Source organism: Thioclava sp. F34-6, from assembly GCF_002213235.1.
GTDB lineage: Bacteria > Pseudomonadota > Alphaproteobacteria > Rhodobacterales > Rhodobacteraceae > Thioclava > Thioclava nitratireducens.
Genome location: NZ_NBOA01000003.1, coordinates 424,698 through 439,101, shown reverse-complemented (window position 1 = coordinate 439,101; position 14,404 = coordinate 424,698). Strand labels below are relative to the sequence as shown.

Sequence of the window (14,404 nt, the reverse complement as noted above, 5' to 3'; positions counted from 1 at the left end):
AAGCGGCAGCGCGGCTTAGCGCGCGCGACGCAGCGGCAGGGACAGCACGAAGAGCACAGCGGAGGCCGCCACGATCGTCGGACCCGCAGGCGTGTCGAACTGCAACGAGCCCCATAGCCCGAGCAGCACCGAGGCGATCCCCACCCCGGTCGCGCCCGCCGCCATCGCCTCCGGCCCGCGCGCAAATTGCCGCGCCGTAGCCGCCGGGACGATCAGCAACGCCGCGATCAGAAGCGCACCGACGATCTTGATCGCCACCGCCACGGTCAGCGCCAGCGCGATCGTCAGCGCCATCTGCTCGCGTCGCGGGTCGAGCCCCGAAGACATCGCCAGCTCGTCATTGATCGTCGCGGTCAGCAGCCCCTGCCAGCGCCATGCCAGCAGCGCTGCGACCACTGCGGCCCCGCCCCAGACTACGGCCAGATCGCTGCGCGACACGGCGAGGATATCACCGAACAGCCAAGCCGACAGATCGACCCGCAGCCCCGATTGCAGCGACGCCGCGACGAGGCCGAAGGCGAGCGCGGAATGGGCGAGCACCCCCAAGAGCGTGTCCATCGCATGGCCGCGCCCCGAGAGCCGCGCGACGGTGAGCGCCATCGCCAGCGCCACGCCAAGCGTGCCGAGATAGACCGAGATGCCGAAGGCGAAGCTAAGTGCCACGCCGAGGATCGCCGCATGGGCGGTCGCATCGCCGAAATAGGCCATGCGCCGCCACACAACGAAAGAGCCCAGAGGCCCGGTCGCGAAGGTCAGGCCGATCCCGGCCAACGCCGCGCGGAAAAGAAAATCGTCAAACATGCGCCTGCCCGTGCGTTTGAGTGCCGTCCTTCGCCGCGTCGTCGGCGTGATCGTGATCGTGGCTGTGCTGATAGAGCGCGAAGGCCCCTTGCGTGCCCATCCCGAATAGCGCGCGATATTCCGGCGCCTCGGCCACCACCTTCGGCGTCCCTTGACAGCAGACATGGCCGTTGAGGCAGATCACCCTGTCCGAGGCCGACATCACCACATGCAGATCGTGACTGACCATCAAAACCGCGCAGCCGGTTTCCTGACGGACCTCCTCGATCAGCTTGTAGAACCCCGCCGTGCCGGGCTGGTCGAGCCCCTGCGTCGGCTCGTCGAGGATCAGGATCTGCGGCTCGGACAGCAGGGCGCGCGCCAGAAGCACACGTTGAAACTGCCCGCCCGAGAGCCGCGAAATCTGCCGCCCGCCCAAATGCGGAACGCCGGTGCGCTCCAAAGCGGCCTCGGCGCGGGCGTTCGAGACGCGCTTGGGTAGCGACAGGAACCGGCGCACGGTCAGCGGCAGGCTCGCATCGACATGCAGCTTTTGCGGGACGTAACCGATCCGCAGCCCGGCCTGACGGTTCACCTTGCCCCGCGCGGCACGCTCCAACCCAATCAGGGCGCGGATCAGCGTCGATTTCCCCGACCCGTTGGGCCCGACGACGGTAACGATCTCGCCGGAGGAAATCGTGAAGTCGACGCCGTGAAGCACCTCGACCTCGCCATGGCGCACGCTCAGACCCTGCGCCGTGATCAACTCGCTCATTGCGCCTCCTCGGCGGCGCAGTTGGGGCAGAGCCCCAGCGCCTCTACGGTGGCCCGCTCGACATGGAAATTCAACCGCTCGGCCGCGCCCTGCAACGCGTGACGGACCTCGTCGGCCCCTTCTTCGGGGCCGGCCTCGGCGACTTCGCCACAGTTGCGGCAGATCAGGAAAACCGGCGCATGTTCTTCGCCCGGGCTCATGCAGGCGGCGAAGGCGTTGAGGCGACGCACGCGATGCGCGAGACCGTGCTCGACAAGGAATTCCAGCGCGCGATAGGCGACGGGCGGCTGCTTGCCGTACCCATCCGCCGCGAGCCGGTCGAGCACTTCGTAGGCCCCCATAGCCCGATGTTCTTCCAGCAGTATTTCCAGTGCACGCTTACGCACAGGAGTCAGCCGCGCGCCCTTTTCGGCGGCGACAGCCTCGGCGCGCGCCAGCGTGGCGCCGGCGCATCGGCTGTGGTCATGCGGCGTGAAAGCCTTTGCGGAAGAGGTCGAAGAACCCACGAGCATGTTACCTTATCACATTTCTTCTTGACGAGTGATTTTATAACATACATTTTCCGCTCCTCAGATCAAGCTGGACAGGAGACATCAGATGCGCCCCACCCTTCCCGTTCTCGTGAGCGCCCTTGCCGCACTGCCCGCCCTCGCCCAAGCCGAGGTGCCCAGTGTCGTGACCGATGTTCCGCCGGTGCAGTCACTCGTCGCGCAGGTGATGGGCGATCTGGGGCAGCCGGAGGTTCTGCTCGGCCAGAATTCCGACGCGCATCACTATCAACTGAAGCCCAGCCAGGCGCGCGATCTGCAAGACGCGGACCTCGTCTTCTGGGTCGGCCCGCGGCTGACGCCGTGGCTCGAACGCGCGATCGACGGCGTGGGAGTGAAGGGCCAGTCGGTCGAATTGCTTCACGCGCCCGGCACGACCCTGCGCAGCTTCTCGGTGCCGGACCCGCATGATCACAGCGTCGACGCCGACGCGGATCACGCCGAGGCCGGGAATGGGGACCACGCCGAAGTCGACCAGATGACCGATCCGCATGCGTGGCTCGACCCCGACAATGCGAAGCTCTGGCTCGGTCTGATCGCCGAAGACCTCTCCAAGGCCGATCCCGAACATGCCGAGACCTACGCGGCCAACGCCGAAGCCGCGCAAGCGCGGATCGAGACGCTCGACGCCAAGCTCAAGGCCGAGTTCGCGCCGGTCGCGGACAAGCCTTTCCTCGTCTATCACGCGGCGTACGGCTATCTCGCCGATCATTACGGGCTGACCATCATGGGCGCGCTTTCCCCAAGCGATGCATCGACCCCCGGCGCGGCCCATCTGGTGAGCCTGCGCGAAGAGGCGTCGGCCAAGGAAGCCGTCTGCGCCTTCCCGGAAGCGAACCACGACCCGAAAATGGTCGAAATCCTCGTCGATGGGACGCCGGTGAGGCTCGGCAAGTCGCTCGATCCTTCCGGCACCGCGCTGACCTATGGCCCCGGTCTCTATGAGGACCTGATGCAAGGAATGGCGGACACGATCACCGCCTGCCTGTCGCAGGCTTGATCCCGCACCACCTCCATGCGATCTGATGCGCCATGGCTGATTGGATCGCACTCACGGAAGAATTCGGGCGCTGGCGCGCCGCACATGTGTCGGACGGGGCGGTGACCGACCGCAAAACCGGGCCCGCCGCGCGCCCGCTCTTGCCTGAAGGGGCTGCTGCCATGGTGGCGGCCTCCACTGCAGGCCCTGACCTTCGCGCGCTTCCCTGCACGCCTCGCCCCGACGGAGCGCTGCCGCTAACCGAGATCGGCGGGCAAAGCTACCCCGCCCTGCCCGGCCTCATCCAAGACAGCGACGGCACCGAGATCACGGCCCCCGAGGCCGCCCGAATCGCCGGGATCCTCGCAGGCATCCCGCAATTCGATGGCGTGATCTGGATTTGCGGCGCAAGCGCGATCTGGGCGCATATCTCGGCGGGCGAAGTCGTCAGCGCGATGCGCGCAGGCTCCGCCGCGATGCTGGCCGCGCTCGGCGCACCGCTCGAAGCCGGCGACGGGTTCGACGCAGCTCTTGCCGATACGCTTTCGCGCCCCGAACGCCTCGCCCGCGAATTGGCCCCGCTCAGCCTTGGACGCCCCACCCCGCGCGCCGCCGGCGCCGTGCTGGGCGCGGAACTCGCCGCGGCGAAACCGTGGTGGCTGGGCCAGACCGTGCTGGCGCTGTCCTCCGCCTCCGCCCCCGGCTGGTCGGAAATTTGCGCCCGTGGCTTGCAAGCGCAGGGCGCGCAGGTCACTTTGGGCGACGGAGAGGCCGCGCTGATCGCGGGACTGTCCGCGGCGCGCCGGCCCGGCGCGTAACCCGGCGGCAGAGACAGGCGGCAGAGGATGAATGCATGAGTGATACCGAACTGCCCGAAGCCTTCGCCGAACTCGCCCCCCGTTTCGGATTTTCCCGCCCCGCCGGCCGCTGCCTCGGCGCGATCTGGCGCGCGGCTCAAGCGCCCTCGGCCGACGATTTGGTCGCGCAGCTTGGGTTGTCGCGCTCCAACGTCTCGACCGCGTTGAAGGAATTGCGCGATGCGGGCCTCGTGCAGGCGGCCCGGTCCCCCGGCTCGCGCAAGGATTACTTCGTCGCCCCGACCGAGCCGTGGGAACTGGCGCGGCTGATGCTGGCCGAGCGCGAACGTCGCGTGATCGGCCCCGCACGTGATCACCTATCCGCCCTGGAGGCCCGCAGCGCCGATCCGCGGGCGGCGGCCTTGTGTGAACTCCTCGACGCGGCCTCGGGCTATATACAGGCGCTGATCCGCCTCGATCCGACCGAACTGGCCCGGCATATCGACCCCGCACGCGGCGGCGGTCAGACCGGGAAACCCGCACCGAAAACCTCCAAGAAGAAAAAGAAAAAAGCCGCGCAGGGATAGGCGCGGCTTTCTCGATTTCAGGGGGAAGCCGGGATCACACCAACCGGCTCTGATCCAACGCGGCCTTGATGAAGCCCGCGAACAGCGGATGCGGAGCGAAGGGCTTCGACTTCAGCTCGGGATGGAACTGCACGCCGATGAACCACGGGTGATCCTTGTGCTCGACGATCTCGGGCAGGCGGCCATCGGGCGACATGCCGGAGAAGGTCATCCCGCATTTCTCCAACGGCTCGCGATACTTGATGTCGACCTCATAGCGGTGGCGGTGACGCTCCTCGATATCGGTCGCGCCATAGACCTCGGCGACCTTCGAGCCCTCCTTCAGCGCCGCCGTGTAGGCGCCCAGGCGCATGGTGCCGCCCTTGTCGTCGGTGACCTTGCGCTCGACCCTGTGGTTGCCCTGCACCCATTCCTTGAGGTGATAGACGACCGGGGTGAAGCGCTTCTTGCCCGCCTCGTGATCGAACTCTTCCGAGCCCGCATCATTGACGCCCGCGAGGTTCCGCGCGGCCTCGATGACGGCCATCTGCATACCCAGACAGATGCCCAGGTAAGGAACGCCCTTTTCGCGCGCGAATTGGGCGGCGCGGATCTTGCCCTCGGTGCCGCGCTCACCGAAGCCACCGGGCACAAGGATCGCGTGGTAGTTTTCCAGATAAGGTGCCGGATCTTCGTTCTCGAAAATCTCGGCGTCGATCCATTCGGCCTTCACGCGCACCCGGTTCGCCATCCCGCCATGGGTCAGCGCCTCGGCGATCGACTTATAGGCGTCTTCGAGCTGAACGTATTTGCCCACGATCGCGACGCGCACCTCGCCCTCGGCATGATCGAGACGGTCCATCACGTCTTCCCAGCGGCTCAGCTCCGGCTTCGGCGCGGGAGAGATGCCGAACGCGTCAAGAACCGCCTGATCGAGACCGACGCGGTGATAGGCCAGCGGCGCCTCGTAGATCGACTTGAGATCGTAGGCGGGGATCACCGCCTCGGGGCGCACGTTACAGAACAGCGCGATCTTGCCGCGCTCCTTGTCGGGGATCGGCTGCTCCGAGCGGCAGACCAGCACGTCGGGCTGGAGGCCGATAGAGCGCAGTTCCTTGACCGAGTGCTGCGTCGGCTTGGTCTTCAGCTCGCCGGACGCCGCCAGATAGGGCAGCAGCGTGAGATGCATGAAGATCACCTGACCGCGCGGGCGGTCCTGGCTGAACTGACGGATCGCTTCGAAGAAGGGTAGACCTTCGATATCGCCCACCGTGCCGCCGATCTCGCACAGCATGAAATCGACCTCGTCATCGCCGACATCGAGGAAATCCTTGATCTCGTTGGTCACGTGCGGGATCACTTGGATCGTCTTGCCCAGATACTCCCCGCGGCGCTCCTTCTCGAGCACGTTGGTGTAGATCCGCCCCGAGGAGATCGAGTCGGTCTTGCGGGCCGACACCCCAGTGAATCGTTCGTAGTGACCAAGGTCGAGATCGGTCTCCGCCCCGTCATCGGTGACGAAAACCTCGCCATGCTCGAACGGGCTCATCGTGCCCGGATCAACGTTCAGATAGGGATCGAGCTTGCGCAGCCGAACCGAAAAGCCGCGTGCTTGCAGCAATGCCCCCAGGGCGGCGGATGCCAAACCCTTTCCGAGCGACGAGACGACGCCGCCGGTAATGAAGACATAACGTGCCATGAAGACCCCCGTGATCTGCGAAATTCGAATGGTTTCCCTGCCCCAAGAGGGTCAGGATCACGGGATTTAATGTTTACACGATTCGCGGCCTGCCCGCAACCAGACCGCAAGCTATTGAGTTTGGTTAGGACGCACCCGCAAGTTTTTGTGGGTGCGAACCGATGGTTGACTGAAGTGACGGCTTAGTTGGCGGCGGGCGGCGTGACCGGACCGCTTTGCGTATCCGTCGTGGTCTCGCCCGCGTTTCCGCCGCTCGAGGCGTCCGAACCGCTGGCAGGCGGCGGCATCACCACGTCGAGCGAGGGCGTCGAACCGGTCGTGTCATTGGCCGGCGCGGTATCCGCCGGCGCGCTTTGCTGGGGCGCAGCGGTGTCGACCACCGAGCCGGTGCCCGCTTTCTGCGCGGCCAGAACCGTCAGCGTCACCGAGGTCGCGAAGAAGCCGGCGGCCAGAACCCAGGTCACGCGGGTCAGCGCATTGGCGGCCTGCCGACCGGTCATCAACCCGCCTACGCCACCGCCGGAGCTGTTGGACGACCCCATGCCGAGACCACCCCCTTCGGAGCGTTGCAGGAGCACCACGCCAATCAGCAGCAGCGCGAGGATCAGGTGGATCGAGAGAACGACGTTTTCCATGAACGGGTCCGGGCCTTCTTTCTTGCGACGCGCCTATCTAGGCGGATGAGGCTGAGGGCGCAAGGCCGCATAGGCGGATTTTCGGCTTTCGCGGGGTCAAATCGGCCCACGCCCGGCCTACACGCGCGCTTTGACTTTCGTATTGGCCCAAATATCCCCGCCGGAGGCTCCTGCGCCGCCCGCCTGCGCGAGGCGTATGGATAGAGTGATCGCCTCTCGCAAATGCGGTCTTTCGCCCCGCGCGCTCAGCCGCTATACCTCGCGCGGTTTTACACCTGCCAAGGAGAGAGCAATGGCCAATGTCGTCGTCGTCGGCGCCCAATGGGGTGACGAGGGGAAAGGCAAGATCGTGGACTGGCTCAGCGAGCGCGCGGACGTGATCGCGCGGTTTCAGGGCGGTCATAACGCGGGCCATACGCTCGTGATCGACGGCAAGGTATACAAGCTCAACGCACTGCCTTCGGGCGTGGTGCGGGGCGGCAAACTCTCGGTGATCGGCAACGGCGTCGTGCTCGACCCGTTCCACCTGCTCGCCGAGATCGAGAAGATCCGCGACCAGGGGGTGGAGATCGCCCCCGAGACGCTGATGATCGCGGAGAACACCCCGCTGATCCTGCCGATTCACGGCGAACTCGACCGCGCCCGCGAGGAAGCGGCCTCGAAAGGCACCAAAATCGGCACCACCGGCCGCGGTATCGGCCCGGCCTACGAAGACAAGGTGGGTCGCCGTTCGGTCCGCGTGGCCGATCTCGCCGATGACGCGACGCTGGAGGCCCGCGTCGACCGCGCGCTGCAGCACCACGATCCGTTGCGCAAGGGGCTCGGTATCGAAGCGATCGACCGCGACGCGCTGATTGCCAAGCTCAAGGAAGTCGCCCCCGAGATCCTTAAATACGCGGCCCCCGTCTGGAAAGTGCTCAACGAGCAGCGCAAGCAGGGCAAGCGTATCCTCTTCGAAGGCGCCCAGGGCTCGCTGCTGGATATCGACTTCGGCACTTACCCCTTCGTGACTTCGTCGAACGTGGTCGCAGGTCAGGCTGCGGCCGGCACCGGCATGGGCCCGGGCGCGATCGATTTCGTGCTCGGGATCGTCAAGGCCTACACCACCCGTGTAGGCGAAGGCCCCTTCCCGACCGAGCTGGACGACGAGGACGGCAACCGCCTCGGCACGCGCGGCCATGAATTCGGCACCGTCACGGGCCGTAAGCGTCGCTGCGGCTGGTTCGACGCGGCCCTGGTGCGTCAGACCTGCGCGATCTCGGGCGTGAACGGCATCGCGCTGACCAAGCTCGACGTGCTCGACGGGTTCGAAACGATCAAAATCTGCACCGGCTACGAACTCGATGGCGAGAAGCTCGACTATCTGCCAACCGCCGCGGAAGAGCAAAAGCGCTGCATCCCCGTCTATGAAGAGATCGAAGGCTGGGCCGAATCGACCGAAGGCGCGCGCAGCTGGGCCGATCTTCCGGCCGCCGCGATCAAATATGTTCGCCGGATCGAGGAACTGATCGACTGCCCGGTCGCGATGCTTTCGACCTCGCCCGAGCGCGACGACACGATCCTCGTGACCGACCCCTTCGCGGATTGATCCGATGGCGCTGAGCTACAAGGCCCGTCGCCGCCTCTCGCTTCTGGCCCTCGTCGTGGGGTTGCCCGCCTATGTCGTCGTCGCCATCACGGTGGTGAACTGGGCGGGCGCGCGCTGGGGGCGGCTACCGATCTGGGCGGAGTTCTGCGTCTATGTCGTGCTCGGCCTGCTTTGGATCGCGCCGCTCAAGCCGATTTTCAAAGGTGTCGGCAAGGACGATCCGGATGATCCACCGCGCGAGTGACGCCCTCTGGCGGGCGCGCCGGAAAACGGGCAGGTTAGCCTCATGACCAGCGCGCCTTCCCCCCTCCCGCCCGATAGCCTAACCAATTCCGACATCACGGAATTGACCGCGTGGCGGCATCGTCTGCATCAGGATCCCGAGCTTTCGGGCGAGGAACGCGACACCGCCGCGCGGGTCGTCGCGATGCTGCTGCCAACCGCACCCGACCGGACGCTGACCGAGCTTGGCGGGCACGGGGTCGCCGCAATCTACGACGGCGCGGAGCCCGGACCCACAATCCTCTTGCGCTGCGAATTGGACGCGCTGCCGATCCATGAGACCGGCGCCCCGCCCTACCGCTCCAACTTTCCCGGCAAAGGGCATCTGTGCGGCCATGACGGGCATATGGCGATTCTCGCGGGAGTCGCACGCTGGCTGTCGCGCAACCGTCCCGCCCGTGGCCGCGCGGTCTTGCTGTTCCAACCGGCCGAAGAGACCGGCGCAGGGGCTGCAGCCGTGATTGCCGATCCGCGCTTTGTCGAGATCGCGCCCGACCTGTCCTTCGCCTTGCACAACATGCCGGGTGTCCCTCTCGGAACGGCGGCGCTGCAGGACGGGGTAATGAACTGCGCCTCGCGCGGCATGAAGATCACGCTCACCGGCTGGACCGCTCATGCTTCGTTACCAGAAAGCGGTCGCTCCCCTGCCCCGGCACTGGCCCGGCTGCTGACCGATCTAACGGCGCTCGGCAACGCGTTGCACCAAAGCGATCCCGATTTCGCGCGCGTCACCGTCACCCATGCGCGGCTCGGTGAGCCTGCCTTCGGCGTCGCCCCCGGCGCAGCAGAGCTTTGGGCGACCCTGCGCACCCAGCGCGATGCGGGGATGGCGGGGCTCGTCGACAAGGCCGAGGCGATGGTGCGTGACGCCGCCGATGCGCTCGGGCTGGAGCGCGAGATCACCTATCATGATATCTTTCGCCATTGCGAAAACGCCCCCGAAGCGAATGGCATCCTGCGGGCGGCGCTTCAGGCCGAGGGGATCGAGACCACCGAGACCGATCTACCGATGCGCGCCTCCGAGGATTTCGGTCGTTTTGCCGATCACGGCCCCGCGGCGATGGCGCTTCTGGGCGCAGGCGACCGCCCGGCCCTGCACAATCCCGATTACGACTTTCCCGACGAGCTGATCGCCCCCGGCGCGCGCGTGCTGATCCAATGCCTGCGCGAACGGCTCTATTGATCCAATAAGAAAGGGCGGCCCCGAAGGACCGCCCTTTTCTGATCTTTCGCCGGGGTTACTGCCCCGAGGCCATCTTCGCCTCGTCCCAGTAGCGCGAGGCTTCGGTAATCGCGTATTGGCCGCGCTTCACCTTGGTGATCTTGCCCTGACGCAGCAGACGCCCGAAGACACGCATCCGCTCCTCGCGCGGCACATCAACCGCATCGTCCATGAAGGACAGCTTGCGCATGATCTGCGGCGGCGAGAAATGCGGACGCCCTTCGACGGCCGAGGTATAGGCCGCAGCGGCTTCCAGCAGGTCGGAGAGACCCTGCGTACCAAGGCTTTCGGCGAATTCGGCGAAGCTCGTCGCCTGCTCGGGGTTCATCGGCATGGCTTCGGCCTCGTCCGCTCCGCCAGCGGCGAACTGACTTGCCGAGACACGGCGCGGGCGGATCGCGGCGGCGGGCTGAGGCGCTGGCTGCTCATCGGCGGCTTCTTCTTCCGCATCGACGCGCTGTTCCGAGACCAGTACCAGCGGCGCCGGTCGCATCGGTTCGGGGCGACGCGAACCCGTCTCGCCCGAGCTGACCGGGCGACGCGGGCGCACGGCTTGGGTCAGGTCGGCACGATATGGCTCGGACCCGTCCTCGTCCTCGACGCCGCCTTTCGCGGTGTCCTGCCCCTTGGCCAGACGATCCGCGACGGTCGCAGCCACGGCGGCCTTGAGATGCGCGATCGCGGAGAAGCGGCGGCGCGTCTCGACACCTTCGGCCTGCTTGTCGGCCTCGGCGAGGAGACGATCCATCTCCGCCTCGCGGTCGGTCTCTCTTTCGGAAAGCGACGCGACCTCGCGCGCGGCGAGCTCGGTCGGGGCCTGCGCCTCTTCCGTGTCTTCCGCGTCTGCGGCCCCGGTGGCTTCGGTTTCTTCCGATGCCTCGGCAGCGAACGTGTCGGCGCGGGTATCTTCCTCCGCTTCCGCCATGGCGTCATCTTCCGACATCGCCTCGACCTCGGCTTCCTCGGCCTCGATGATCGTGTTGCCCAGAACCAGCACGTCCTGCGCGTCGAGCGACGCGGTCTCCATGTGTGCCTCAGGCGTTTCCGCCTCGGGCGCCTCGGCCTCGTCCTGCGTCAGAACCAGCGGGGCGTCGACCGACTCGTCTTCCAGATCGGACAGGTCGATTTCCGGCATCGCCCCGTCTTCGGTCACTTCGCCCTGCGCGACGGCCTCTTGCGGAGCCTCGTCGTCGGTCTCGATCTCGGACCCGGTGAAGAGATTCTCCATCTGCAGTGCCGCGAGCTCGCGCATGAGATCGGCTTCGGCTTCCGGCGACAGGCCGCCAGGCACACGGCTGCCGTGATCGGCATCGTCCCGGGCGCGTGGCCGCTCTGCCTTCGGCGCCGGGCCTGCCTCCGACGAGGCGTCGCCCAGTTCCGCAGCCAGTCGCGCGGCGAGGTCGTCATCCTCGGCTTCTGCTTCCAGCTCTGCCTCGGTTTCCACCTCCTGCTCGGCCTCTGCGGCGACTTCAGGCTGTTCTTGCGCCGCATCGGCCTCGGCTTCGACCTGCGCCTCGGCCGGGGTCGCCTGATCTTCCTGGACTTCGGTGGTGGCAACTTCGGCGGTGGCACCGTCTTCGGTCTGCTCCGAACCCTCGTCAGTAGCGGCCGATGCTGCTTCCCCAGACTCGATGGTTTCGCGGCGGCGCACCTTGATCACGCGGGCACGCAAGCGCGGCGTGGCGGGTGCGTCGACCGGCGTTTCGGTGTCGAGGGTGACATCTGCCGAGGCCGCCTCGGCGCTGTCCTCGGATTGATCGGCGTCGGTCTCTTCGGTCGCGCCGAGTTCGTCCGCAGCGGCCTTGAGCGCCGCGATGCGTTTGGCACGCTTGGCCGAACGGCGCGCGCGGCGGGTCGCCTGACGGCGCTGCATCTGATCGTCGCTCGTGTTGAAGTCCGTGTCGGCTTCCTCGTCCGCGTCAGCCTCATCCTGCTCGGCGACGGGCTCTTCGGCTTCAGCCGCTTCGATGTCTTCCGCGGCCTGTTCGAGCGCGACCTCTGCCGCTTCTTCTGCCACGTCTTCTTCGGGCATCTCGGCGTCGGGCTGCGAAGGCTCTGAGGCTTCGGGTTCGATTTCCTCGGCGCTCAGCGGGCCGGAGATGTCAAGGTCGTAGCCGAAATCCTCGGCTTCGCTCGACGGTTCAGCCTCGAAGCGGCCCAGAAGCGCCTCGGGGGCGGAAACGGGTTCGTCTTCCTCGGAGAAGCTGTCGGCCTGAACCTCGCGAGCACGGGCGACGGCTTCGCGGATACGCTGCAGCTTGGCGGCAACGGTTTCCGGCTGCGCGAAGCCTGCTTCGGGCTCGGCGTCCTGCGCCGCAACCTCGGCTTCGGGCTGCTCTGCGACCGGTTCGGGCGCTGCCACCGGCTCGGGCGTCTCGGCGACCTCCGGCTGCGCGGGCGTTTCGGCGGCAGGCGCGGCTTCTTGCGGCGCTTCCGACGTCACAAGCGGCTCTTCCTGAGCGGGAGCGGGCGCCTCGTCGGCTGCAGCCTCGCCACCCAGGAGCGTGTCTTGCTGGCGCAGCACGACGCCGTTTTCCTGAATTTTTGCCTCGACCCGGCGCTGAATCTCCCGCTCCGCGATACGGTGAAGCATCTCCGCATCGGGTTGGGGCGGCTCTGCGCCGAAATACCGGTCGTCGGCGGCCAGATCGCGGAAATACTCCGCAATCGCCTTCATCGTGTTGAAAGGCTCGTCAAATCCTTCCAAGGTGCACGAAAAGGTGCCGTAGGATACGGTCAGGATCTTGCTCGCACCAACCATGGACCACTCGCTTTCTATTGGACCTCAATGCGTCGACATTCCTGTCCAACTGGTTCTTTCGCGTGGACGAAAGAAGGCATTTGAAAGGTTTTTTACCGGTCTCGATTGTCTTTCTTTGCCACAATCGTCATCAATCAATCCATGATTAGCAGTATTGTCCATTCGTCAACCGGGGTTTCGCTTCTCGGCGCCGGCGCGATCAAACAGGCGGATGTTGACGAAGCGTTGACAATCGCCCCCTGCCTCGTGGCCGCCGATGGTGGCGGAGATCGCGCGCTGGCGATGGGCCTGACCCCGAAAGCGGTGATCGGCGATCTGGATTCTCTGTCGGATGCGGCACGGGCATCGCTGGGCCCACGCGTCCATCAGGTGGCCGAGCAGGACAGCACCGATTTCGCGAAATCCCTGCAACGGATCGAGGCACCGTTCATCCTCGCGCTCGGTTTCACGGGGATGCGGCTGGATCACACGCTGGCCGCGATGACCGACCTGATCCGCACGCCGCATCGGGTGGTGATGCTTGCTGAGGAGGAGGTGATCTTCCGCTGCCCTCCGTCGCTCTCGCTCGATCTGGCGGAAGGCACGCGCGTATCACTGTTTCCTTTCGGCGAGGTAAAGGCGCGCTCGGAAGGGCTCCATTGGCCGCTCGACGGGATCGGCTTTACCCCCGCCGAGCGGGTCGGCACCTCGAACCGCGCGACGGGCTCCGTGAGGATCGTGATGGACGGCCCGGCACTGATGATGCTGCCGCGCGAGGAATTCGCTGCCGCGCTGGCCGGTTTGGGGATCGGCTGAGCCGCCCTAGCCCGCCTCGACCCGCAACGTCTCCTCCAGCCACGGCGCTTCCGCCAGAGCCGGTTCGACCACGCGTTCTTGCAGCAGCGTCCGCAGTCGGCCCGCCACTTTCGCAGGCCAATCCGCCATCATCCCGTCGCGCGCCGCCAGCACGATCCGCCGGGTCAAAGGCGGCCCGTCGAGCGGCGAGAGCGCCAGCCCCGCGCGCGGCGCATGGCGCACCGCCGAGGGCGTGAGGATCGTCCAACCCCGCCCCGCCGCGACCAGCGCAAGGATCGCTGGGTAGCTGTCGAGTTCCAGTTGATGCGGCGGCGCCTTGCCCGTTTGCGCGAGATGCGCGGCGATCTGTCGGCCCATCAGCGTGCGCTGGGAATAGTGGATCAGCGGCAGCGGCGGATCGCGCTGCGCAGGCGCATCGGCGGGATGGATGGCGAGGAACGGTTCCGTCAGAAGCGGATGCAGCTCGATCCCGTCGAGCGCGGCGCCCTGCGGCTCGGCGGCGACGGCTACATCCAGACCGCGCGCTTCGAGCTTCGACAGCAGGCGGTGGCTCGGCCCGGTTTCCAGCTCGAACCGGCAGGTGCTGAGCTCATCCGCCATGCCCGCCAGCAGGAGCGGCGTCACCTCGGCCTCGAAATCCTCGATCATGCCCAGCCGGAAACTCGTGAGCCCCGCCGGATCGGCTTGGCCCACCCCGGCGCGGCCCCGCGCCAATTCGTCCAACATCGCCTCGGCATGCGGCAGGAAGGCCCGCCCGGCAGCCGTCAGCGCGAACGGCCGGGCCGAACGGTCCACAAGCTCCGCGCCCAAAGCGCTTTCCAGACCTGCGAGTTGCTGGCTGACCGCCGAGGCCGAAACGCCGAGGCGGCGCGCGGCGGCGGTAGTCGCGCCTTCCTCTGCCGTGGCCACGAAGACCTCGACCGCCCAGAGGCTGATGCGGGGATGGGCGGCGGGCATGGGAGGCTCCGTAGTCGGGG

General features: G+C 66.7%; 14 protein-coding genes. 7 read left to right on the top strand and 7 right to left on the bottom strand.

Annotated features, from left to right (window positions below; genetic code table 11):
• Positions 1-15 precede the first annotated feature (15 nt).
• Genes B6V72_RS08295 through B6V72_RS08285 form a run of 3 tightly spaced genes read right to left on the bottom strand, consistent with a single transcriptional unit; the run spans position 16 to position 2,067 of the window.
• Positions 16-801 carry a metal ABC transporter permease gene (locus B6V72_RS08295; RefSeq protein WP_088719021.1) on the bottom strand — a complete coding sequence of 262 codons (786 nt, stop codon included), beginning with the start codon at positions 799-801 and terminating at the stop codon, positions 16-18.
• Positions 794-1,555: a metal ABC transporter ATP-binding protein gene (locus B6V72_RS08290; protein ID WP_088735307.1), complete on the bottom strand. Its 762-nt coding sequence runs from the start codon at positions 1,553-1,555 to the stop codon at positions 794-796. Before B6V72_RS08290 ends, B6V72_RS08295 begins: the two co-directional genes overlap by 8 nt.
• Positions 1,552-2,067 carry a Fur family transcriptional regulator gene (locus B6V72_RS08285; protein ID WP_088735306.1) on the bottom strand — a complete coding sequence of 172 codons (516 nt, stop codon included), beginning with the start codon at positions 2,065-2,067 and terminating at the stop codon, positions 1,552-1,554. Before B6V72_RS08285 ends, B6V72_RS08290 begins: the two co-directional genes overlap by 4 nt.
• An 85-nt stretch (positions 2,068-2,152) precedes the next feature.
• Between B6V72_RS08285 and B6V72_RS08280 the strand changes: the two genes are divergently transcribed.
• Genes B6V72_RS08280 through B6V72_RS08270 form a run of 3 tightly spaced genes read left to right on the top strand, consistent with a single transcriptional unit; the run spans position 2,153 to position 4,466 of the window.
• Positions 2,153-3,103 (top strand): zinc ABC transporter substrate-binding protein, encoded by a 951-nt coding sequence (locus tag B6V72_RS08280; RefSeq protein WP_088735305.1) that lies wholly within the window; start codon positions 2,153-2,155, stop codon positions 3,101-3,103.
• A 32-nt stretch (positions 3,104-3,135) separates the two neighbouring features.
• The gene (locus tag B6V72_RS08275; RefSeq protein ID WP_088735304.1) at positions 3,136-3,900 is read left to right on the top strand and encodes a 2-dehydro-3-deoxygalactonokinase; all 765 of its coding nucleotides are present in this window, start codon (positions 3,136-3,138) and stop codon (positions 3,898-3,900) included.
• A 35-nt stretch (positions 3,901-3,935) separates the two neighbouring features.
• Positions 3,936-4,466, top strand: coding sequence for a MarR family transcriptional regulator (locus tag B6V72_RS08270; RefSeq protein ID WP_075776093.1), 531 nt, complete (start codon positions 3,936-3,938; stop codon positions 4,464-4,466).
• A 34-nt stretch (positions 4,467-4,500) separates the two neighbouring features.
• Here the strand turns inward: B6V72_RS08270 and B6V72_RS08265 are convergent, their stop codons facing one another.
• Both B6V72_RS08265 and secG read right to left on the bottom strand, forming a co-directional pair.
• The gene (locus tag B6V72_RS08265; RefSeq protein ID WP_075776094.1) at positions 4,501-6,144 is read right to left on the bottom strand and encodes a CTP synthase; all 1,644 of its coding nucleotides are present in this window, start codon (positions 6,142-6,144) and stop codon (positions 4,501-4,503) included.
• Positions 6,145-6,326: 182 nt separating this feature from the next.
• A complete protein-coding gene (secG, locus tag B6V72_RS08260) occupies positions 6,327-6,779 on the bottom strand; it encodes a preprotein translocase subunit SecG (protein WP_088721892.1) in 453 nt (150 codons plus the stop codon).
• A 292-nt stretch (positions 6,780-7,071) separates the two neighbouring features.
• Between secG and B6V72_RS08255 the strand changes: the two genes are divergently transcribed.
• Genes B6V72_RS08255 through B6V72_RS08245 form a run of 3 tightly spaced genes read left to right on the top strand, consistent with a single transcriptional unit; the run spans position 7,072 to position 9,832 of the window.
• On the top strand, positions 7,072-8,367 hold the full coding sequence (locus B6V72_RS08255) for an adenylosuccinate synthase (protein ID WP_088735303.1): 1,296 nt from the start codon (positions 7,072-7,074) through the stop codon (positions 8,365-8,367).
• A 4-nt stretch (positions 8,368-8,371) separates the two neighbouring features.
• Positions 8,372-8,611: a DUF2842 domain-containing protein gene (locus B6V72_RS08250; protein ID WP_088735302.1), complete on the top strand. Its 240-nt coding sequence runs from the start codon at positions 8,372-8,374 to the stop codon at positions 8,609-8,611.
• Between the two features lie 42 nt (positions 8,612-8,653).
• A complete protein-coding gene (locus tag B6V72_RS08245) occupies positions 8,654-9,832 on the top strand; it encodes an amidohydrolase (protein WP_088735301.1) in 1,179 nt (392 codons plus the stop codon).
• Positions 9,833-9,887: 55 nt separating this feature from the next.
• Here the strand turns inward: B6V72_RS08245 and B6V72_RS08240 are convergent, their stop codons facing one another.
• Positions 9,888-12,632, bottom strand: coding sequence for a hypothetical protein (locus tag B6V72_RS08240; protein ID WP_088735300.1), 2,745 nt, complete (start codon positions 12,630-12,632; stop codon positions 9,888-9,890).
• A gap of 141 nt (positions 12,633-12,773) precedes the next feature.
• Between B6V72_RS08240 and B6V72_RS08235 the strand changes: the two genes are divergently transcribed.
• Positions 12,774-13,427, top strand: coding sequence for a thiamine diphosphokinase (locus B6V72_RS08235; protein ID WP_088722176.1), 654 nt, complete (start codon positions 12,774-12,776; stop codon positions 13,425-13,427).
• Positions 13,428-13,433: 6 nt separating this feature from the next.
• Here B6V72_RS08235 and B6V72_RS08230 read toward each other — a convergent pair whose 3' ends face one another.
• Complete coding sequence (locus tag B6V72_RS08230) at positions 13,434-14,384, bottom strand: LysR family transcriptional regulator (protein ID WP_088735299.1); 951 nt, start codon at positions 14,382-14,384, stop codon at positions 13,434-13,436.
• Between the last annotated feature and the right edge of the window lie 20 nt (positions 14,385-14,404).